The 21965-nt window shown below is 60.0% G+C and carries 18 protein-coding genes; 2 read left to right on the top strand and 16 right to left on the bottom strand.

The features are described 5' to 3' along the window. The first annotated feature begins 264 nt into the window (after positions 1-264). A complete protein-coding gene (locus ASD36_RS20730) occupies positions 265-2100 on the top strand; it encodes an aminopeptidase P family protein (protein WP_060506763.1) in 1836 nt (611 codons plus the stop codon). 38 nt (positions 2101-2138) lie between these two features. Here ASD36_RS20730 and ASD36_RS20725 read toward each other — a convergent pair whose 3' ends face one another. The 16 genes from ASD36_RS20725 to aqpZ form a co-directional block, all read right to left on the bottom strand. Beyond that, a complete protein-coding gene (locus ASD36_RS20725; RefSeq protein ID WP_060506762.1) occupies positions 2139-2450 on the bottom strand; it encodes an AzlD family protein in 312 nt (103 codons plus the stop codon). A gap of 2 nt (positions 2451-2452) precedes the next feature. After that, positions 2453-3169: an AzlC family ABC transporter permease gene (locus ASD36_RS20720; protein WP_060506761.1), complete on the bottom strand. Its 717-nt coding sequence runs from the start codon at positions 3167-3169 to the stop codon at positions 2453-2455. 182 nt (positions 3170-3351) lie between these two features. Beyond that, complete coding sequence (gene panB / locus ASD36_RS20715) at positions 3352-4173, bottom strand: 3-methyl-2-oxobutanoate hydroxymethyltransferase (protein ID WP_060506760.1); 822 nt, start codon at positions 4171-4173, stop codon at positions 3352-3354. Between the two features lie 2 nt (positions 4174-4175). Continuing rightward, the gene (gene panC / locus ASD36_RS20710) at positions 4176-5051 is read right to left on the bottom strand and encodes a pantoate--beta-alanine ligase (RefSeq protein WP_060511782.1); all 876 of its coding nucleotides are present in this window, start codon (positions 5049-5051) and stop codon (positions 4176-4178) included. Positions 5052-5243: 192 nt separating this feature from the next. Beyond that, a complete protein-coding gene (locus ASD36_RS20705) occupies positions 5244-5990 on the bottom strand; it encodes a fumarylacetoacetate hydrolase family protein (protein ID WP_060506758.1) in 747 nt (248 codons plus the stop codon). A gap of 149 nt (positions 5991-6139) precedes the next feature. Next, positions 6140-7141 carry an inorganic phosphate transporter gene (locus ASD36_RS20700; RefSeq protein ID WP_060506757.1) on the bottom strand — a complete coding sequence of 334 codons (1002 nt, stop codon included), beginning with the start codon at positions 7139-7141 and terminating at the stop codon, positions 6140-6142. Beyond that, positions 7141-7785 (bottom strand): DUF47 family protein, encoded by a 645-nt coding sequence (locus ASD36_RS20695; RefSeq protein ID WP_060506756.1) that lies wholly within the window; start codon positions 7783-7785, stop codon positions 7141-7143. Before ASD36_RS20695 ends, ASD36_RS20700 begins: the two co-directional genes overlap by 1 nt. 106 nt (positions 7786-7891) lie before the next feature. Continuing rightward, on the bottom strand, positions 7892-10051 hold the full coding sequence (gene ligA / locus ASD36_RS20690) for an NAD-dependent DNA ligase LigA (protein WP_060511780.1): 2160 nt from the start codon (positions 10049-10051) through the stop codon (positions 7892-7894). A gap of 83 nt (positions 10052-10134) precedes the next feature. Next, positions 10135-11808, bottom strand: coding sequence for a DNA repair protein RecN (gene recN, locus ASD36_RS20685; protein WP_060506754.1), 1674 nt, complete (start codon positions 11806-11808; stop codon positions 10135-10137). A 34-nt stretch (positions 11809-11842) separates the two neighbouring features. Next, positions 11843-12709 carry an outer membrane protein assembly factor BamD gene (locus tag ASD36_RS20680; protein ID WP_060506753.1) on the bottom strand — a complete coding sequence of 289 codons (867 nt, stop codon included), beginning with the start codon at positions 12707-12709 and terminating at the stop codon, positions 11843-11845. Between the two features lie 201 nt (positions 12710-12910). Further along, positions 12911-13843 (bottom strand): UDP-3-O-acyl-N-acetylglucosamine deacetylase, encoded by a 933-nt coding sequence (lpxC, locus tag ASD36_RS20675; protein WP_060506802.1) that lies wholly within the window; start codon positions 13841-13843, stop codon positions 12911-12913. 346 nt (positions 13844-14189) lie between these two features. Then, complete coding sequence (gene ftsZ / locus ASD36_RS20670) at positions 14190-15971, bottom strand: cell division protein FtsZ (RefSeq protein WP_060506752.1); 1782 nt, start codon at positions 15969-15971, stop codon at positions 14190-14192. 93 nt (positions 15972-16064) lie between these two features. Further along, positions 16065-17396, bottom strand: coding sequence for a cell division protein FtsA (gene ftsA / locus ASD36_RS20665; protein WP_060506751.1), 1332 nt, complete (start codon positions 17394-17396; stop codon positions 16065-16067). Beyond that, positions 17393-18325: a cell division protein FtsQ/DivIB gene (locus ASD36_RS20660; RefSeq protein ID WP_060506750.1), complete on the bottom strand. Its 933-nt coding sequence runs from the start codon at positions 18323-18325 to the stop codon at positions 17393-17395. Before ASD36_RS20660 ends, ftsA begins: the two co-directional genes overlap by 4 nt. Continuing rightward, positions 18313-19251, bottom strand: coding sequence for a D-alanine--D-alanine ligase (locus tag ASD36_RS20655; RefSeq protein WP_060506749.1), 939 nt, complete (start codon positions 19249-19251; stop codon positions 18313-18315). The genes ASD36_RS20660 and ASD36_RS20655 overlap by 13 nt, the downstream gene beginning before the upstream one ends. 303 nt (positions 19252-19554) lie before the next feature. Then, the gene (gene aqpZ / locus ASD36_RS20650) at positions 19555-20241 is read right to left on the bottom strand and encodes an aquaporin Z (RefSeq protein WP_060506748.1); all 687 of its coding nucleotides are present in this window, start codon (positions 20239-20241) and stop codon (positions 19555-19557) included. A 381-nt stretch (positions 20242-20622) separates the two neighbouring features. On the opposite strand from aqpZ, the gene ASD36_RS20645 reads away from it, so the two are divergent. Beyond that, positions 20623-21927, top strand: a complete 1305-nt coding sequence (locus ASD36_RS20645; RefSeq protein ID WP_060506747.1) for an MFS transporter — start codon at positions 20623-20625, stop codon at positions 21925-21927. Positions 21928-21965 lie beyond the last annotated feature (38 nt).

The raw sequence follows: 21965 nt of genomic DNA, 5'->3' as shown, positions 1-21965 counted from the left end.
GAACAACAGATTTGCGTCCGTGTTCGTTGAGTGGGTTTATAGACTATTTTGAAAGCAGGTCTAGCCGCATTGCAGCATGGGTGCCATGCACATGCTGCATACGTTCCACAACACGGAAAAATCGTTCAACAAAAACTAGGCAAGAAAGACGGGCTTTCGCAGCGCTGGTTGTTTCCGCTAGACTGTCCGCACCCTCTTGAGGAATCGATCTGCCTCGCATAGCGCGATCCCGGTCCCGGCTCCTTCCCATCGCAGGAAAAATCCATGTTCCAGTCTTTCGCAGTCACTTCCACACCTCAGTTTGGCAAGGAGCGTGTCAATGCGCTGCGCGCCGCGCTTGCCGCCCTGAACGTCGATGGCTTTCTGGTTCCGCGCGCGGACGAATTCCAGGGCGAATACGTGCCTGCATCGGCCGAACGCATGTCCTGGCTCACCGGATTTACCGGTTCCGCCGGCGTTGTTCTCGTGACGCAAAGTCAAGCGGTTGTCTTTGTGGATGGCCGCTACGTCACGCAACTCAAGGAGCAGGTCGACGGCAGTGTTTTCACCGGTGGGGACCTCGTCGGCGAACCGCCGCATCTGTGGCTGGAACACAATGGTAAAAAAGGCTTCCGCCTCGGCATCGATCCGTGGCTGCATACGGGTGCCGAAGTCCGCAAGCTGGAAAAGGCCCTGGAAGGGCTCGGCGGTTCGCTGGTCTTCCTCGACCACAATCCTCTCGATCGCCAGTGGAAGGACCGGCCGGCCGCACCGCTTGGCCGCGTCAAGATCCAGCCGCTCGATCATTCCGGCATTCTTGCCAAGGACAAGCTGACAGCAATGGCGGCAGAGATCGCCAAGGCCGGTGCCGACGCTGTCGTGTTGACCGATCCATCGTCGATCGCCTGGACCTTCAATATCCGCGGCAGCGACGTGCCACATACGCCACATCCCCTCGCCCGTGCCATTGTCCATGCTGATGCAACGGCCGAACTGTTCCTCGACAAGCGCAAGGCCGGGATCGAGGAGGAAGCCTACCTCACCCAACTCTCCAGCCTCGAGGCACCGTCTTCCTTCGACGACAAGGTCGCAGCCCTTGCGGCAACCGGTAAGACGATCATGATCGATCCAGACCATGCACCTTTCGCGCTGGCCGAACGCATCCGCGTCAGCGGTGGTACGATCATCGAAGCCATCGACCCTGCCCGCCTGCCCCGCGCCTGCAAGAACATTGCCGAGCTTGAAGGCTCGGCCCGCGCCCATCTGCAGGACGGTGCCGCGATGGTCGAATTCCTCGCCTGGCTTGACCAGACACAGCCGGGGACGATCTCCGAGATCGCTGCCGTTGAAAAGCTCGAAGCCTGCCGCGCGGCTGTCGGCCAGCGGATGCAGAACCCGCTGAAGGATGTTTCCTTCGACACCATTTCGGGCGCTGGCGAGCATGCGGCGATCATGCATTACCGGGTTACCACCGAAAGCGACCTTACCATCGCCGATGGCACCATGTTCCTGATCGATTCGGGTGGCCAGTATGTCAACGGCACCACAGACATTACCCGCACCGTCGCGATCGGCACCGTACCGCACGTGCAGCGCCGCTTCTTCACGCTGGTCCTGAAGGGCATGATCGCCATCAGCGTTGCCCGCTTCCCGAAAGGCTCGCGCGGCATCGACCTCGATCCGCTGGCGCGCATTGCCCTGTGGAAGGCGGGCGCCGATTTCGCCCATGGCACCGGCCACGGCGTTGGCTCCTATCTGTCGGTCCACGAAGGTCCGCAGCGCATTTCCCGCGCCTCGATGCAGGAACTGCTGCCCGGCATGATTCTCTCCAACGAGCCCGGCTACTACCGCCCCGGCTCCTTCGGCATCCGCATCGAGAATCTCATGCACGTATTTGCGGCCACCGAAATCGAGGGCGGCGACCTGCCTATGCTGGGCTTCGAAACACTCACCTTCTGCCCGATCGATCGCCGCCTGGTCGTTACGGCCCTGCTAACAGACGAGGAACTGTCCTGGCTGAACGCGTACCACCAGGAAACGCAGGAAAAGCTCTTGCCGTTGATTTCGGATGAGGCGGCGCAAACCTGGCTGAAAGCGGCGACGGCACCGCTCAATCGCTAAAAAAATCCGGCCCGCTTCGCAAGGAGCGGGCCTTTTTACTAGACCAGCAGATGCCGGATCGCCATGACGACGAGCCAGCCAGCCAGCAGCATCCAGAGCGATGAGTAGCGCAAACCCACGGCCAGAGCGACAAGCATGGCCACAGCCACGTCCCAGCCGCCGGAGAGGAAGGCGGGCGCAACCAGTGTCGATAGCACGGCTGCCGGCACCGCGTTCAACGCCGCTTCCATGCGCGGCGGGATACGTTTCATCTGCGTGATCATCACATAGCCGCCGATGCGGGTGAGAAACGTCGCAACAGCCGCAGCGAGGATCACGTAGATCAGGTGCATGTGTTCTGCATTATCCATGATCAGACCTCATGCTCCAACGTCACCGGTTCCTCATGCCGTTTCGACAGCGGCATGCAGGCGGCAAGCAGGATACCGGCGATAGCGCCGATGCTGACATGCCAGGGCGAGCCGACGACATGCATGGCCGCAATCGAAGCCAGCGAGCTGACCGCAACGACCGGCAGCCAGTTGTCGCGCTTGCGGAACCCGAGAACCAGCCCCATGAAATAGATCGGCAGCAACACATCGAGACCGATGGCCTTCGGATCGCCGATCATCTGCCCGAAGATCGCGCCAAGCAGCGTCATGATCTGCCAGGGCAGATAGATGATCATCCCGAACCCGAGATACCACGCAAAAGTCACCGGCTCGCCGCGCTCCGCCCGCTTTTCCGTCTCGGCATATTGCGGATCGACCAGCAGGAAGAAAGCAAAGAACTTCTGCAGTCCGGAGAAATGGCGGATATGCCGGGCGATCGACGCTGAATAAAGAATATGACGGAAATTGACGGCGAATATCGACAGGACAATCAGCCAGGGCTGAACATTGTGACCGAACAGTTCCAGGCCAACCATCTGGCTGGCACCGGCATAAACCGTGGCGCTCATGAACACCGCGTCGAAAACGGAAAACCCGTTATCGACCGCCAGCGCTCCGAACAGTGCCCCGAAGGGCGCGGCGGACACCATGACGGGAAACCCGCCACGAACGCCCTGCCAGAAATCATCTTTTGTCATTGAAGGAAACTTTCCGGAGTGACGGCAGCCATCGGCTAGGTCACACGTGCCGAGATGCGTTCATGATGGAACGCACAGATAGGTCCGGCGGACCTATCGAACAATTCAATAAGATTGATGCAGTGATCCAAATTTCTGATCAGACGGAAGCCGGGGCAACGCCCGGCCCGTCCTTCAACGCCTCAGCGCTTGACCTGAAACGTATGCTCGATGCCGGGAAACGTCCGCGCCTTGACCTCGTTGGCATAGGCCTCGAAAGCGGCTGACATCTGCGGTGCGAGTTCGACGAAATGCTTGACGAAACGTGGCTTGAAATCGCTGAAAATACCGAGCATGTCGTCGGTCACGAGTATCTGGCCATCGCAGGCTGGCGATGCGCCGATACCGATGGTCGGCGCGCGTAGCGCTTCTGTAATCTCGCGTGCCAGGGGCTCGACCGTACCTTCGACGACAATTGCAAAGGCACCGGCATCGTCGATGGCCTTTGCGTCGCGCCTGATCTTGGCTGCTTCCTTGTCGTTGCGGCCGAGCGAACGGTAACCGCCCATCGTATTGACGAGTTGCGGCATCAGGCCGACATGGCCGAGCACCGGAATACCACGCTGGGTGAGGAAATCGACGGTTTCCGCCATCTCCGCGCCGCCTTCGAGCTTGACGGCGCTGCAGCCGGTTTCCTTGAGAATGCGGGCGGCACTCTTGAACGCCTGCTCCTTGGATTCCTGATAGGAACCGAACGGCAGGTCAACGACGACGCAGGCCTTTTCGGACCCACGCATGACGGCCTGGCCGTGAGCGATCATCATATCAAGGGTCACGCTGACGGTCGAATCAAGACCGTAGAGAACCATACCGAGGGAATCGCCAACCAGCATGAAGTCCACATGCGGATCCAGCAATCGCGCAATCGGCGTCGTATAGGCCGTCAGGCTGACGATCGGCCGCTCGCCCTTCAATGCTTCGATATTGCCGGGGCTCAGGCGCCGCTTTACTGCCTGTACACTCATGCTTATGCCACCTTTGCAAATTTTGCGGTTTTTGGGCTGAAAACCCGGTTATCGAGCAACTTGGTGCTCCCGAAGCGGATAAAAAGCAACAGAAGAACCGGTTTCTCGCTGATTTCCGTCAATTCATGAAGGGTTTCGGGGTCGCGCAGAGCGACCACCTCGGGCTTTGCCAAAGGCTCGGATGCGATGAAATCGCCTACTGCCTTTTCAAGTGCTGCCACATCCATCACGCCACCGGCAATCAGCCGTTCGGCCTCATCGAGCGCCTTCGGCACGATTGCCGCAGCCGCCCGTTCGGCCGGCGTCAGGTAGACGTTGCGCGACGAGCAGGCGAGACCATCGGCTTCGCGCACCGTCGGCACGCCGACCACCTCGACCGGCTGCGCCATGTCCTCGACCATGCGGCGGATGATCTGCAACTGCTGGAAATCCTTCTCGCCGAAATAGGCACGATCCGGCTGGACGATATTGAACAGCTTGGTAACGACCGTGGCGACACCAGCGAAATGTCCGGGGCGAACCGAGCCTTCCAGCTCGCTGCCAAGCGTCGGCACATCGACGACCGTTTCCATTGGCCGCGGATACATATCGCTCACACCGGGTGCAAAGAGAAAGTCAGCGCCGCCTTCAACCAGCATCGCCTGATCACGAGCAAGATCGCGCGGATATTTGGTCAGGTCTTCATTGGCGCCGAACTGCAGCGGATTGACGAACAGACTGACGACGACGATGTCGTTTGCCGCGCGGGCGCGGGCGACCAGTTCCGTGTGGCCGACATGCAGATAACCCATGGTCGGAACGAGACCGATGGTTTTTCCGGCGCGGCGATGGCCGCTCAGGCGGGCGCGCAGATCGGCAATGGTTGTGATTGTTTCCATCTCGGGATCCTCCAATCCGCAAGCATGCCACCTTGTTCACGGCGGCTGGCCTTGCCGGTTTTCGCTGCGAGCATCCGCATGAAACCCGGCGCGGCTTTCCTAACGTGTGCAGTGCAAAAAGACAATTCAAGAATTGAAGGCAGGAATTGTCACGAAGAGAAACAGGCTCCGGTTGCCCCGGAGCCCGCCCCTTCATTTGCTGCGGGTTTCGACCGTCTGCTCGATCGCACCGAAAATAGAATGCCCCGTACGGTCGTTCATCTCGACGCGAACGACGTCGCCCAAAGACAGGGCCGAGGTGACGAGGCAGGAGCCGGTTGCAACAATGCTACCCGCGATCAGCGGCCGCTTACCTGCAGCCGCTGCCACAGCGGTGGCACTGTCCTTCACGCTGCCTTTGCCACCCTCGACCGGCTTGCCGTTGAGACGAACAAGCAAGGAAAGATCCGCGCTTTCGTCCAGTTCGTCCGGCGTAACTGCCACCGGCGAAAACGACGAAACAGCACCGGCACCATCAGCCGAAACATCGTTGGCGAGCAGGATGAGAAGAACAGCCTGCTTTGCCGCCTCGGCATCCGCCTGCACACCCACGTCATCGACAATGACGGCGAGTTGAGCGGTCGTGGACAGTTTCGAAGCCCCCTCCCTGATCGTGACGGGATCGCGCGGGCCGGTAAAACCACCGGAGCCGCCAGCCCAGAAAAACGCGCGCGGCAACGGTGAAGCAGCGTCGTGTTCATGAAACCGCATGGTGGGCTGCGCGCCGGTCTCGAGGCCAATGGCAACCCGCGCCAGCCGGGGTCCGGCGTGCGCCCAGTCATCGATCGCGGCTTGAAGGGTGCGGGCGATATGGCCGACTTCCGAGCAGCGGGTCAGATCCTTGGAAACGACGACGAGTTTGCCGTCGCGGGTACTGTCTTTCAGAGTGGCCAGTTTCATCGCTTGCGTGTTCCTCGGGTTCTGGTTGACACCGGCAGTTCTTTGACCGCCTGCCCCATAGGATACTATTTGGCGGCGGGTGTCGCGCCGAATTTGCGATCGGGAAGCCATAGCCGCCTTTCGACGGCTATGGTCAATCGCCTCGCCGACTAGAGCAGCCCCACCGCGAAATAGAACAGCGCGGAGATCAGCGCTGCCGCTGGCAACGTGATGATCCAGGCGATCAGAATGTTGCCCGCCAGCCCCCAGCGCACTGCCGAGACGCGTCGTGCCGCACCGACACCAATGATGGCGCCGGTAATCGTATGCGTGGTCGAGACCGGAATACCCAGCCATGTCGCGGCAAACAGGGTGATCGCCCCGCCGGTTTCCGCGCAAAACCCCTGCATCGGATTGAGCTTGGTGATCTTCGAGCCCATCGTGTGGACGATCCGCCACCCGCCGAACAGTGTGCCGAGCGCCATGGCCGACTGGCAGGTGATGACCACCCAGAACGGCACGAAGAACGTGTCGCCGAGATAGCCTTGGCTGAACAGCAGCACCGCGATGATGCCCATGGTCTTCTGCGCATCGTTGCCGCCGTGGCCGAGCGAGTAGAGCGAGGCGGAAATGAACTGCAGGCCGCGAAAGCTGCGATCGACGGCAAACGGCGTCTGGCGCAGGCAAACCCAGGACACGATCAGCACAAGCAGCAGCGCCAGCATGAAGCCGATCATCGGCGACATGAAGATGGCACCGACGGTTTTCAGAAGGCCGGTCAGAACGATCGCGTCGCCCCCGGTCTTGGCAAGGCCCGCACCAACCAGCCCGCCCACCAGCGCATGAGACGAACTGGAGGGAATGCCGAAAATCCAGGTGACGATGTTCCAGATGATCGCCCCCATCAAGGCGGCAAAGATCACCTGCGGCGTGACGATGGACGGATCGATGATACCGGTTCCGAGCGTCTCGGCAACATGCAGGCCGAAGAACAAGAAGGCGATAAAGTTGAAGAACGCCGCCCACATGACGGCATATTGCGGCCGCAGAACCCGCGTCGAGACGATCGTGGCGATCGAATTGGCGGCGTCATGCAGGCCGTTGAGAAAATCGAAGAACAGCGCAACGCCGATCAGGGCGATAAGCAACGGCAAGGCGAGGGTCGCGTCCATCAGACGTTCTCGATCACGATGCCGCTGATTTCATTGACGACGTCCTCGAAACGGTCGACGACCTTTTCCAACTCGCCATAGATTTCGCTACCGATGATATAGGCCATCGGGTTGGAGGTGCCGTGGCGGCGGAACAGGTCCTTGAGGCCCTCGTCATGCAGCTGATCGGAACGCCCCTCAAGCCGGGTCACTTCCTCGGCAATGGCGGTCAGCCGCGGTACGTTGGCGCCGATGCGGTCGAGCAGCGGAATGGCTTCGGCAACCAGCCGGGCAGAATCGATGATCAGAACGCCCATTTCGCGCATGCCGGGATCAAAAGTCTTCTGCTCGAACAGCCGGATGGTCTTCACCGTCTTGTGCATCATGTCGATGGCATCGTCCATCGACTGGATCAGGTCCTTGATGTCACCGCGATCGAACGGTGTGATGAAACTCAGCCGGACCGCAAGCAGGACGTCACGGGTGATCGCGTCAGCCTGGTCTTCCAGGGCGATGATCCGGTCGCAATGGGCATCAAGATCACCCTCGCCGGCAAGCAGAGCTTTCATCGCCTCGGCCGCGCCAACGACCGTGCGCGAATGCGCCTCGAAAAGCTCGAAGAACTTGTCCTCGCGCGGCATCAGCTTGCGAAACCAACCCAGCATTGTTCATCCACCTATCTTCGCGTTGTCACGAAACTGTCATAATCTGGCAGCCCTCATAGAGAAGACAGGGGATCGAGGAAAGCATTTTAAGGCAACGGAAGGGCGATTACCCACCGATTAGGACGAACCAGCCATCCTCATCGGTGGTTTCGACGCCGAGTTCGCGGGCTTTTTCCAGTTTTGAGCCGGCGCCGGGGCCTGCGACCAGAAGATCGGTCTTCTTCGACACGGAGCCCGCAACCTTGGCTCCCAACCGCTCGGCCATGGCCTTGGCTTCGTCGCGGGTCATCTTCTCCAGCGATCCGGTGAACACGACAGTCTTGCCCGCAACCGGGCTGGAACTTGCCACCGGTGCCTCCGCATCCTGCGGCGTCACCTCATCAAGCAGGCGCGACACGACATCCATGTTGCGCGGCTCCTTGTAGAATTCAACGATGGCCCGCGCAACGACATCACCGATGCCGTCGATCGTATTCAAGTCGCTCCACGCCTCCGAGGTGATATCGCTGGCCGCCTTCATCGCGTCAGCGAAGGCTGTGTAACTGCCGTAGGAACGCGCCAAAAGCTTTGCCGTGGTTTCGCCGACATGGCGAATACCGAGCGCGTAGATCAGCCGGTGCAACGCCACCTGGCGCCGGTCATTGATAGCATCATAAAGTTTGCGGACGCTGACCTTGCCGAACCCGTCGATATTTTCGAGCTTGGTCAGGGTCGAGCCATTCTGCCGTTTCTCCAGCGTGAAGATGTCCGGCGCGGTCTTGATCGACAATGCCGGGTCCTCGGCCTCGAAGAAGAAGTCGATCTGCTTCGATCCCAACCCTTCGATGTCGAAGGCATTGCGCGAAACGAAGTGCTTCAAGTGCTCGACCGCCTGGGCCCGGCAGACGAAGCCGCCGGTGCAGCGCGTGACGGAATCGAGTTTGCCGGTCTTCTCGTTTCTCTCGCGCACGGCGTGACTGCCGCAAACCGGGCAAACTTTCGGAAACTGATAGCGCTCCGCCGCTGCTACGCGCTTTTCCATCACCACATCGAGCACCTGCGGGATGACATCCCCTGCCCGCTGGACAATCACGGTATCGCCGATGCGGATATCGTGGTCCTCTTCCCGAATACGCTCACCACCATTGCCGATGCCTTCGATATAATCGGCATTGTGCAGCGTCGCATTGGTGACGACGACACCGCCGACCGTGACCGGCGTCAGCCGCGCCACCGGCGTCAGCGCACCGGTACGCCCCACCTGGATGTCGATATTCTCGACTGTCGTAAATGCCTGCTCGGCCGGAAACTTGTGTGCGGTTGCCCAGCGCGGCGAACGCGAGCGAAAGCCCAGCCGCTGCTGCAGGTCCAGCCGGTCGACCTTGTAGACGACACCGTCGATATCATAGTCGAGGTCGGGGCGCTTGAGACCGATGTCATTGTAATGCGCAAGAATCGCATCGATCGACGACAAACGCTGCATCAGAGGATTGACCGGGAACCCCCAGCGCTTGAACACCTCGACCATGCCGAACTGGGTATCGGCTGGCATCTCCGAAATTTCGCCCCAGGCATAGGCGAAGAATTTCAGCTTGCGGCTGGCGGTAATGGTCGGATCAAGCTGACGCAACGAGCCGGCGGCCGTGTTGCGCGGGTTGACATAGGTCTGCTTGCCCTCGGCAACCATCTGCGCGTTCAGCGCCAGAAAGTCGCTCTTGCCCATATAGACTTCACCGCGAACCTCAACGATTGCAGGCGCACCGGCCGGCAGGGTCTGCGGGATTTCCATGATGGTGCGGATATTGGCTGTGACGTTCTCACCGGTCGTGCCGTCGCCGCGTGTCGCAGCACTGACCAGCCTGCCGTTTTCGTATCGCAGCGACATCGACAGGCCGTCAATCTTCGGCTCTGCAGTGAAAGCGATCGAATTATCCGGCAAAAGCCCGAGGAACCGGTATACGCTGCCGATGAAGTCCTGCACATCCACGTCGGAAAACACGTTGTCGAGCGACAGCATCGGCCGCGCATGAGTGATCTGCTGAAAAATGCCGGAGGGTGCCGCGCCGACCTTGCGCGACGGGCTGTCGGCCCGCACCAGCTCCGGAAAATGCGCCTCGATCTCCTCGTTGCGCCGCTTCAGCGCGTCATAGTCCGCGTCCGAAATCTCCGGCGCATCCTTGCCGTGATAGAGCGCATCGTGTCGCGCCAGTTCGGCCGCCAGCCGTTCCAACTCTGTTACCGCATCTTCAAGCGTCAAATCTTCAACGGCAATGGATAAGGTCGACATGCTGGGACTCCTGATTTGAGAGTCGTTTTAGAGAATTTTGGGGGAATGGGAAGATGCTCCCTATCCTTCACCGGAGGGTAGAACTACCCATTCCCAGCCAACAAACTCGCCGCAGCCGCCCTTGCCTCATCCGTCACCGAGGCCCCCGCCAGCATGCGGGCGATCTCTTCGGTACGGGCCTTGTCGTCCATGCGGGCCACACGGGTGGCAATCGTTTCGGACTTTTCCGCCGAAGGCCCCTTGGAAATCAAGAGATGCGTTGCGGCCCGCGCTGCCACCTGCGGCGCGTGGGTGACCGAAAGCACCTGGACGGTTTTCGACAACCGCTTGAGCCGCTGGCCGATGGCATCCGCCACCGCACCGCCAACCCCGGTGTCGATTTCATCAAAAACGAGCGTCGGCGCGGAGCCCCGATCCGCGAGCGCCACTTTGAGCGCCAGCAGAAAGCGCGACAGCTCGCCGCCGGATGCTACCTTCATGATCGGGCCGGGCCGCGTGCCAGGGTTGGTCTGAACGTGGAACTCGACCACATCGATCCCTTCGGCGGCGGCAACATCGGGATCGGAGGTCACTTCCACCATGAACCGGGCACGCTCGAGCTTCAACGCGGGAAGCTCTGCCATGACGGCGTCGGACAGTGCCGTCGCCGTGTTGCGACGCTTGGCCGACAGAGCCACGGCTGCCGCGTCAAAGGCACCCTTGGTCAGGCCAAGTTGAGCTTCCAGCTGCTTCAGCTTTTCTTCGCCGGCATCCAGATCAGCAAGATCGGAGATCATCCGCACGGCCAGCGCCGGCAACGACGTCACCGGTACGGAATATTTGCGGGCTGCGGCGCGCAGCGCAAACAGCCGCTCCTCGACACGCTCCAGTTCCTTCGGATCGTATTCGGTCTTGCGCAGCGCCGCCTCAACGGCCATCTGGGCGTCGGAAAGCTGGTTGAGGGCTGCGTCCAAAAGCTCGACAGTCTCTTCAAGAAGACCTGGCGCTTCGTGGCTTTTGCGTTCCAGCCTGCGCACCATAGAGGCAATCAGCGGAACCGGTGAACCGTTGCCGTTGAGAAACTCGCTCGCTTCATTGATGTCGACAGCGATGCGCTCGGCCTTCATCATCCGCGAACGGCGCTCGGCAAGATCGTCTTCTTCACCATCCTGTGGCGACAGCGCTTCGAGTTCTTCGACGGCGGAGCGCAGATAATCGGCCTCGCGGGCAGCTGCCTCGACCTTGTCGCGGTGCTTCTTCAACGTCCGCTCGGCATCCTTCCAGATGCGGTAAAGCCCGGACACCGCCTGCGCTTCCTCGGCAAGACCACCGAAGGCATCAAGAAGGGTGCGGTGGGCGTGAGTGTCGACAAGGGCGCGGTCGTCATGTTGGCCATGGATTTCGACCAGCAACTGGCCTGCCTGGCGCATCAACTGCACCGAAACCGGCTGATCGTTGACATAGGCCTTGGTGCGGCCATCGGCCGATTGCACCCGGCGGAAAATCAGGTCGCCGTCATCGTCGATACCGTTTTCGCGAACGAGAAGCCGGGCCGGATGTCCCATGCCGACATCGAAGACCGCCGTCACCTGCCCCTTGTCGCCACCGTGGCGAACAAGCGAACCGTCGCCGCGCCCACCGAGCGCCAGCGACAAACTATCAAGCAAAATGGATTTTCCGGCGCCGGTTTCGCCGGTCAATACGGACAGGCCAGCATCGAAGGACAGGTCAAGCCGTTCGATCAGGACGATATCGCGGATCGAGATCTGTGAAAGCATCCCGGTTCAAATCTCTTCGTCTTGGGTCCTGTTTCTAGGCGCCCAGAAGCTTCTTGCCTGCTCGCGAAATCCACGAGTTGCCGTTTTCACGCGGTTCCAGACCGCCGGTCTGCAGGAGCTTGTAGCTGTCGGCATACCACTGGCTGTCAGGATAGTTGTGTCCGAGAATGGCGGCGGCGGTCTGCGCCTCGCTGGTAATACCCATGGCGAAGTAGGTTTCGACCAGACGCGCCAGCGCCTCTTCGACCTGGTTGGTGTTCGGATAGGATTCGACGACCGAACGGAAGCGCGTGATTGCGGCCAGATATTCCTTACGCTCGAGATAGTAGCGGCCAACCTGCATTTCCTTGCCGGCCAGCTGGTCCTTGGCAAAGCGCAGCTTGGCTTGCGCGTCCTCGACATATTCGGAATCAGGATATTTGGTAATGACCGCCTGCATCGCCTCGATCGTCTTGAAGGCCGGCTTCTGGTCCTGCGTCACCGCCGGGATCTGTTTCGAATAGGCCAGACCGACAATATATTGCGCGTAGGCTGCATCTTCGGATTCGGGATAGAGGTTCAGGTACCGGCTCGCCCCATTTATAGCGTCCTGGTACTGACCGTTGCGGTAGTTGATGAAGGAGCGCATCACCAGCGCCTTGCGGGCATATTCCGAGAAGGGATGCTGCTGGTCGATCGCGTCGAACTTGCGCGCCGCTTCCGTCGTCTTGCCCGCGTTCAGGTTGGCAAGGCCCTGATTGTAGAGTACTTCCGGCGGGTCTGTCTCGGCGGCCAGCTTTGTAATGTCGATGTCGGGATCGTTCTGGCAGGCGGTGATCAAAACGCTACCCGCACAAGCCGCAAGCGTAATGACAACAACACGTGCCATCTTCTTCAATTCAAACTGGCCTGCAATTACCATTCGTAAATCCCAACTCCCGCACCGGTAAGAATACCGCCGCCTATGAACCGCGTTTTAGATCAAGATGCAACAAGACCGCAACGTCATGATGATTGATTAACGCAATTTTGTGGCAGTCCCGTCATGAAAAAGCCGGTCAAAAGACCGGCTCTCATCAAACATCAGACCAGATTTTCCCTTTCAGGAACAAGTAGCTGCGCTTTACGGCGCATTGACGGCAATCACTTCCCGCGGCGCAGAGCGTTGGCGCTGTGTTGCTGTCTCGACGATTTCATAGGCGGTCGGATCGCTCATCAGCGCCTTCAGCGCGTTGGCATTCATCTTGTGGCCACCGCGATAGGACCGGTAGCAGCCAATGAACGGCGCACCTGCCAAAGCCAGGTCGCCCACGGCGTCCAGCGTCTTGTGGCGGACGAACTCGTCCTTGTAACGCAGGCCTTCCATGTTGATGACGGTGTTGTCATCAGCAATGACGACCGAATTTTCCAGCGACGAACCGAGACCGCGACCGGCAGCCCACATACGCTCGACATCGCGCATGAAGCCGAATGTGCGGGCGCGCGACAATTCCGTCTTGAAGACCGCCGGAGTAATGTCGCCCTTCCAGGCCTGACGGCCGATCAGCGGGCAATCGAAATCGATCTCTACTTCGAAGCGCATGCCGTCATAGGGCGTGAATTCCGACCAGGAGGCACCCGATTCGATACGCACTGGCTTCAGGATGCGGATATAACGGCGCTTGACGCCCAGCGCCTTGATACCGGTCTGCTCGATAGCGTCGATGAACGGCGCGGAGCTTCCATCCATGATCGGCATTTCGGCGCCGTGCACTTCGATCAGAAGATTGTCGAGGCCGAGCGCATAGATGGCCGCCATCACATGCTCGATCGTAGCGATCGAGGTGGCAGGCGAGAAGCCGAGGATGGTGCAGAGATCGGTGTTGCCGACCTGCGAAGAGACCGCCTTGAATTCGCTGATCGTCTGCTCACCGGCGACGCGCTGAAAAACGATGCCGCTGTCTGCTTCCGCTGGATGAAAGGTGATCGCTACCTCGGCGCCAGAATGTACGCCCGTGCCGCTCAGAGTTACAGAGTGTGCAATCGTTGTCTGAAATCCAAGCAGTCCAATTCCCAGTCCCATGCCTATCGCCTTCAAATGCTACGTGGCGTTGCCGCCGAATGTCTCGATAGGACAAGAGTTGTGCGCTTTCCAAAGCCGCAAGCCACACCGTCGGGAAGCGAGGTCTTGCCGTCACCGCCCGGTCCAATATGCAAGCTTTCGCGTTTAGAATCGCAATGCTGTCCCATCAGTTCTGATTGTGAAGATAATTGCTGTGGTCCGTCATTCCAAATCACTGTTTCTTTCGCTTTGTTACGCGACGCACACAAGGTGCTTAGATATTGGAAGAATTCAATAATTCATAAAAAATGCCCGGGCGCAAACCCGGGCATTTCGGCAAGGAGGAAGGTGGGTAGAAAAATCAGTTCGACTGGCGGCGCAGGAACGCCGGGATTTCGAGCTGATCGTCTTCATGTGCACGCGGCTGCGAGGCAGCGCGGGCACGGTCATCGAGAGGAGCAGCCCGGCGCGGCGCATAAACGCTGGCTTCGGGCGACAACGGACGTCGCTGCTGCGAGGCAGCGGCCGGCGCACCGGAGGTCATGTCGGCAGCCACATCGTGGCTTTCTTCTTCGCGGCGTGCGAGCGAATTGGTGATCCGCTTGAGCAAGCCCATCGGGCCGCGCTCTTCCTGCTGAACCGGCTGTGCGCGATGTTCGGCTTCGGCCTTGACCATCGGCGGGAAGTCTTCGACGCGCGGCATGCGAACCTGCTCGGCCTGCTGGCGGATTACCGGAGCGGCGGGCTCCTGGCGAACCGGAGCCTGGGCGACGGGCTGCTGGTAAACCGGCGTTTCGATCGCACGCTGAACCGGAGCGGCGGCCTGGACGACAGGCTGCTGTTCAACCGGTGCAGCACCCGCGAAAAGCTTGCTCTGCGGACGGAAATCGTCCTGAGCCTGCTGAACCGGCGCAGTTGCGCCACCGCGCGGCATCGACAGGAACAGTTCGCGTTCCAGTTCGGCTGCACGGATGGCTTCGGCAATCGAATCACTCGTCTGCTGAACCGGCTGGGCGGCCTGCTGCTGCTGAACGACTGGCTGCTGGGCAACCGGAGCCGGCTGCTGAACGGCAACCGTCTGCTGGACTGGCGCTGCCGGGATTGCGATGGACGGACGAACGATCGGCTTGGCTGCTACCGGACGAAAGTCGGCATTGCGACCGGCCACCTCCGCAGCGGTCCGATCGATACCCGTTGCCACAACCGAAACGCGGATGAGGCCTTCGAGTTCTTCGTCGAATGTCGCGCCGAGGATGATGTTGGCGTCCGGATCCACTTCTTCGCGGATACGGGTTGCTGCTTCATCGACTTCAAAGAGCGTTAGGTCACGGCCACCGGTGATCGAGATCAACAGGCCCTGAGCACCCTTCATCGAGGTCTCGTCGAGCAGTGGGTTGGCGATTGCAGCTTCGGCAGCGGCCATTGCGCGGCCTTCGCCGGATGCTTCGCCGGTCCCCATCATGGCGCGGCCCATCTCGCGCATTACGGAGCGGACGTCCGCGAAGTCGAGATTGATCAGGCCTTCCTTGACCATCAGGTCGGTGATGCAGGCAACGCCGGAGTAGAGAACCTGGTCGGCCATTGCGAACGCATCGGCGAACGTGGTGCGGTCATTGGCGATCCGGAACAGGTTCTGGTTCGGAATGACGATCAGGGTGTCGACGGACTTCTGCAGTTCCTGGATGCCCATGTCGGCGAGACGCATGCGGCGCTGGCCTTCGAAGTGGAACGGCTTGGTAACGACGCCGACCGTCAGGATGCCCTTGTTGCGGGCAGCCTGGGCAACGACGGGAGCAGCACCGGTACCGGTACCGCCACCCATGCCGGCGGTGACGAAGCACATATGTGTGCCGTTGAGGTGATCGATGATTTCATCGATGCACTCTTCAGCCGCCGCGCGGCCGACTTCAGGCTGCGAACCGGCACCCAGACCTTCGGTCACGGCAACACCCATCTGGATGATGCGCGAAGCCTTGGTCATGGTCAGCGCCTGGGCATCGGTGTTGGCGACGACGAAATCGACGCCTTCGAGGCCTGCCGTGATCATGTTGTTAACAGCATTGCCACCGCCCCCGCCAACACCGAAGACGGTGATGCGGGGCTTCAGCTCGGTGATATCCGGCTTTTGCAAGTTGATCGTCATTGTTCCCGTTCCTTCCTGGTTTCTGGCCGCCTTGCCGAGCCGGCCAAATCACTAAATCCCGTATTGCATCCCGTCAGCATGAAGCCGAAGGGCTCAAAAGCTTTCCTTCAGCCATTGACCCATCCGGGCGATACGGCTGTTGTTTCCTGCAAGCGACGAGAGCAGACCGCCCTGCGCCGCATGTGTTTCCATGTCCGCGACTTGCGGATAGATCATCAGTCCAACGGCCGTCGAAAAGGCCGGGCCTTTTGCCGCTGCCGGCAATCCCGAAACGCCGAGCGGACGGCCGATGCGGACGTTGCGGGCGAGAATCCGGCGTGCCGATTCGGGCAGACCGGTCAGCTGTGCAGCGCCGCCCGTCAGAACGACACGCTTGCCGACGATCGGCGAGAAGCCGGACCGCTGGATACGGTCGCGGATCAGTTCCAGTGTTTCCTCGATGCGAGCCCGCACGATGCGCGAAACCAGTGCGCGCGGCACATGTGTCGGCTGATCGCGGTCGTCCTCGCCGATCGGCGGAACGGAAACGATGTCGCGCTCGTCGGCGCTATTGGGCAGTGCCGAACCATGAACGACCTTCAGGCGCTCGGCATCTTCGATGCGGGTCGAAAGACCGCGTGCAAGGTCTGTGGTGACATGGTGACCGCCAAGGCTGATCGCATCGGCATGAACAAGCTTACCTTCGGCAAAGACCGAGATCGTCGTGGTGCCGCCACCCATGTCGATGGCGGCGCAACCGAGTTCAACCTCGTCATCGACCAGAGCCGCAAGACCGCTTGCATACGGTGTCGCGACAATGCCTTCGACCGATAGATGCGCACGGTTGATGCAGAGTTCGAGGTTCTTCAGTGCAGCGCGTTCGGCGGTCAGCACGTGCATGTCGACACCCAGCGCATCGCCGAACATTGCGAGCGGATCCCGGATGCCGCGTTCGCCGTCGAGCGAGAAGCCCGTGGGCAGCGAATGCAGGATGACGCGGTCCTGGCGCAGCGACTGCTGGCCGGCAGCCGCCAAAACCTTCTTCAGGTCCGCCGAATCGACTTCCTGGCCACCGAGATCGATGGAAGCGGTGTAGATATCGCTTTGCAGACGGCCAGCAGAAATGTTGACGATCAGGCTGTCGATGGTCAGCCCCGCCATACGCTCAGCGGCATCGACGGCGAGACGGACGACGCTTTCAGCGGCGTCGAGATCGGCAATCACGCCATTCTTCATGCCGCGCGATTTGTGGTGGCCGATACCGATGATTTCGATCGAATGGGTGCGGCCCGGCAGGATTTGGCTTTCGGCGCGCGGCGTCAGCCGGCCGATCATGCAGACCACTTTGGTCGAGCCGATATCGAGCACGGAAACGACATGCGACCGCTTGGAAGAAAGCGGCTTCAGACGCGGCAGCCCAAAATTCGAGGAGCCGAAGATGCTCATGTACGGCCTTCCTTTTCCTGCTTCTTCAACAACTTCGTGCGGGCTTCCAGAACAGTCTGACGGCGGGCAGCGGCTTCCGGGGTCAACTGGATCGTGGTGCGATCCTCCAGCCTCAGATCGACCGCAGCAATGTCACGTTCAAGCAGTTGCTGCCCCTCTTCCATCGTCGAGAGCACCTGCATGGCGCGGTCCAGATCGTGCTCGGGCAGTTTGATGGTGATGCCGTTGTCGAGCATCAGATCCCAGCGGCGGCCAGCTACGCGAACATAGGCTTTGACCCGCTTGCTGATTTCCGGCCATTGCTCGAACCGGGCGTAAAACGCGGCGGCTGTCGTCTCGGCGTCACGGCCGACGAACAGTGGCAGTTCGGAGAATTTGTTGTCGCGCAGCGGCGCAATCACGCTGCCGCTCTTTTCGATCAGCGACAGATCGGTGCCATGCTGCCAGATGCCGAACGCCTTGCGCTCCTTCAGACTAACCTCGATCGTGCCCGGATAGACCTTGCGCACGGCAACGTCTTCGACCCAGGGCATTTCGCTGATCAGCTTGCGCGCCACGCCGATATCGAGGGCAACCAGCGAAGTTGCACCATCAAGCCCAAGTTGCTGCAGGATGTCGATTTCCGAGGTCTGGTCGTTGCCAGACACCTTGACGTCCTCGATCGCAAAACCAACGGCCGTGGTGGTCGTCTGGGCAAAATCCTGACTGTGACCGCCGAGCGACATGCCATAAAAACCGGTCGCGGCGAAAAACGCCACAGCGGAGACTGTGCCGGTATACGGCATGAAGTGGATGCGGCCCGTTCCAAGACTGACAAGGAAACGCACAACACGGCGCAGCGGCCGCGGCAGAACGCGCTGACCATCAAGATCAACCGCCTCCAGCGGAGCCCGTCCTCTTGCTGCTTTCCTGCCCTTCAACGCAAACACGACGCGTCCTCCACGATCCACTTGAGGAATTCACCAAACGTATGGCCTGCATGAACGGCCATTTCAGGGACCAGAGAGGTGGGAGTCATTCCGGGCTGAGTGTTAACCTCCAGCCAGATAAGCTCTCCTTCTGCAGAGAAACGGTCGTCGAAGCGGAAGTCGGAGCGGCTTACGCCGCGGCATCCAATCGCCTGATGCGCCATGACTGAGAGTGTTTGTATTTTTTGGTAAATATTTGGTAAAATATCTGCCGGGATGACGTGTTTTGAGCCACCTTTCACATACTTTGAATCGTAATCGTAGAAGGCGTGTCCCTGCGGTATCACTTCAGTGACACCAAGCGCCGTATCCCCCATGACGCCACAGGTGAACTCGCGGCCATGCACGTAGCGCTCGACCATGACCCGATCGCCATAGCGCCACTCGCTGGACGTAACGATCTGCGGCGGATGCGACTGATCTTCCTTGACCATCACCACACCGAAGCTCGAGCCCTCGCGAACCGGCTTGACGACATAGGGCGGCTTCATCGGATGAGCCGAGCCGAAATCATGGCGATCCATGACGCGCGCCTCAGCAACAGGAATACCGGCAGCAGCGGCAACAAGCTTAGCCTGCGCCTTGTCCATGGCGAGAGCCGAAGCAAGAACGCCGGAATGGGTATACGGAATCTCAAGATATTCGAGGATGCCCTGGATGGTACCATCCTCACCGAAAGGGCCATGCAGGGCGTTGAAGGCAACATCGGGACGCAGATTCGCCAGAACGGACGCGACATTGCGATCGACGTCGATTCGGGTGACGCGGTAGCCCTCGGCCTCCAAAGCATCGGCGCACGCAGCCCCGGAAGACAGGCTCACCGGCCGCTCCGAAGAAAATCCGCCCATTAGGACAGCCACATGCTTGCTCATAAAAACCCCCGACATTACGCCAGCCTTACAAATCGCTGCTTGCGCCTAGCTTGTTGACACAGACGAGTCGCGTCTTTCAGGCACACCCCCATAGAGCGTCATTATGGTTAACGAACCGTTTACTTTGGTTAACCCTATCCAAGACATGGGTAAAATATTTCCCGCCGATTCATGCCGGCGCTCAGATTCATCGCCTAGAATCAGAGTGTTACTCTCAACGCAAGGAAAAAGGCTGCTGACGGGGCCGATAAAACGGAAAGGCCCCGCAGCGATTTCTGCGGGGCCTTTCGTAAGCGGAACATGTCGGATGGCAGCGTATCAGTCGTCTTCGCCGACAACCTTCCAGATAATGGCACCGATGGCAGCACCAACGATCGGGGCAAGCCAGAACAGCCACAATTGCTGCAACGCCCAGCCGCCGACAAACAGCGCCTGACCGGTGGAACGGGCGGGGTTCACCGATGTATTGGTGACCGGGATCGAGATCAGGTGAATGAGCGTCAATGTCAGTCCAATGGCAATCGGCGCAAAGCCGACCGGCACGCGGCCGTGAGTGGCCCCCAGGATGATGAAGATGAAGAAGCCGGTCAAAAGCACTTCGATCACCAGAGCCGAGGTCAACGAATATCCGCCTGGCGAGTGTTCACCATAACCATTGGCCGCAAAACCGCCGAGCTGGAAGTCAGCCTTGCCGCTCGCAACCAGATAAAGAGCTGCGGCTGCGACGATGCCGCCCGCCACCTGGGCAATGATATAGCCGGGAAGCGAAGAGGCAGGAAACTTGCCGGCAACCGTTAAACCAACGGACACAGCCGGATTGAAGTGGCCGCCCGAGATGCCGCCGACCGCATAGGCCATGGTCAGGACGGTGAGACCAAAGGCAAACGAAACACCGAGCAGGCCGATGCCGACGTCCGGAAAGGCCGCTGCCAACACCGCGCTGCCGCAACCGCCAAACACAAGCCAGAATGTTCCTAAAAATTCAGCAGAAAGCTTCTTGAACATGGTTTCCCCTTCAAACGGAGCAAATGCCCCTAAAGTGCCCGATGCGCATCATCAGCGCCCCATCAGACCCCCTGAAGGAAACGCATGCGCACCCCAGCCTGTTTGCCGCACCCGGTCACCGGGTGCACAACCCAAGATTTGCGACAATTCGATTCTGGTCAAGGATTGAGCACGCCAGGAGCGCATCAGGTGGCATTTTTAATCAACCTGACGAAATAGAGGGCGATAAAGCTGCATCTCAGACGACACTTTTACAATCTATCCACCCCGAAATCTTGCCGATAGTTGCGCTTGAAGGGTTTTATTGCCGGTTCGTCTGCGTTAAAGCCGGGCGGCTGCCTCCCAAGACGGCACTAACATTCCCAAGACGGACATATGATAATGAGCGACACACTCTCCACGTCGTCGCCGACGGCAGAGCCGTTGAACAAGGGCCCACTCAATTCGCCAGCCCGCGTTCTCCTCGCAAGCCTGGTCGGCACGACCATCGAATTCTTCGACTTCTACGTCTACGCCACGGCCGCCGTGCTGGTGTTTCCGGCGTTGTTCTTCCCGAACAGCGATCCCACCACCGCACTTCTCGCCTCCTTCGCGACCTTCTCGATCGCATTTTTCGCGCGCCCGCTGGGCGCCGTCGTGTTTGGCCATTTCGGCGACCGGGTCGGCCGCAAGACGACCCTGGTGGCGGCTCTTCTGACCATGGGCATTTCGACGGTCATCATCGGCCTGCTCCCCACATACGCGCAGATCGGCGTCATCGCACCGCTTCTGCTGGCGCTGTGCCGGTTTGGCCAGGGCTTCGGTCTCGGTGGCGAATGGGGCGGCGCCGTCCTGCTCGCCACGGAAAATGCGCCGGAAGGCAAGCGCAGCTGGTACGGCATGTTCCCGCAGCTCGGCGCCCCTGTTGGCTTGTTCCTGTCCTCGGGCGTCTTCTGGCTGCTTTTGCACCTGATGACCCAGGAGCAGTTGCTGAGCTGGGGCTGGCGCGTCCCGTTCATCGCCTCGATCATCCTGATCGCCGTCGGTCTCTGGGTACGTCTGTCGATCACCGAGACGCCGGCGTTCCAGAAGGCCATCGACAAGCATGAGCGCGTCGAGGTGCCGGTGATGGAACTGTTCCGCAGCCACAAGCGGAGCCTCCTGCTTGGCACCTTCGTAGCCCTGGCGACTTTCGTCTTGTTCTACATCGGTTCGGCCTATCTGCTTTCCTACAACGTCAAGGTTCTGCAGATCCCGTTCCTCGATGCACTGGAAATCCAGATCGTCGGTTCGATCATGTTCGGTATCTTCATTCCGATCGCCGGCAAGCTGGCAGAACGCTTTGGCCGGCGCGAAGTGCTGATCGTAACGACGGTGCTTATCGGTATCTTCTCGTTCTTCCTGAACATCCTGATGACATCGGGTGAAGCCGCCATCTTCGTCTTTGCAATCATTGCAATGGCCTTGATGGGCCTGACCTACGGCCTGATCGGCACGGCGCTTGCGGCCCCCTTCCCGACCAACGTGCGCTACACCGGCTCGTCGATCACCTTCAACCTCGCCGGCATTTTCGGGGCCTCGCTTGCTCCTTATGCCGCGACATGGCTGCAGGTGAACTACGGCATGGCTTATGTCGGCTATTATCTCGGCGCAGCAGCCGTGATCACGCTGGTCTGCATCCTGCTTTCCGGCAAGGATGAAGTCTGAGGCTTAGCAAACATCAAACACCAAAAAGCCGCCGCGGA

The sequence above is a fragment of the Rhizobium sp. Root1334 genome (genome assembly GCF_001426665.1).
Classification (GTDB): Bacteria; Pseudomonadota; Alphaproteobacteria; order Rhizobiales; family Rhizobiaceae; genus Pararhizobium.
The sequence above is the reverse complement of the archived record's forward strand: the minus strand, read 5'-3'. Positions and strand labels throughout refer to the sequence as shown.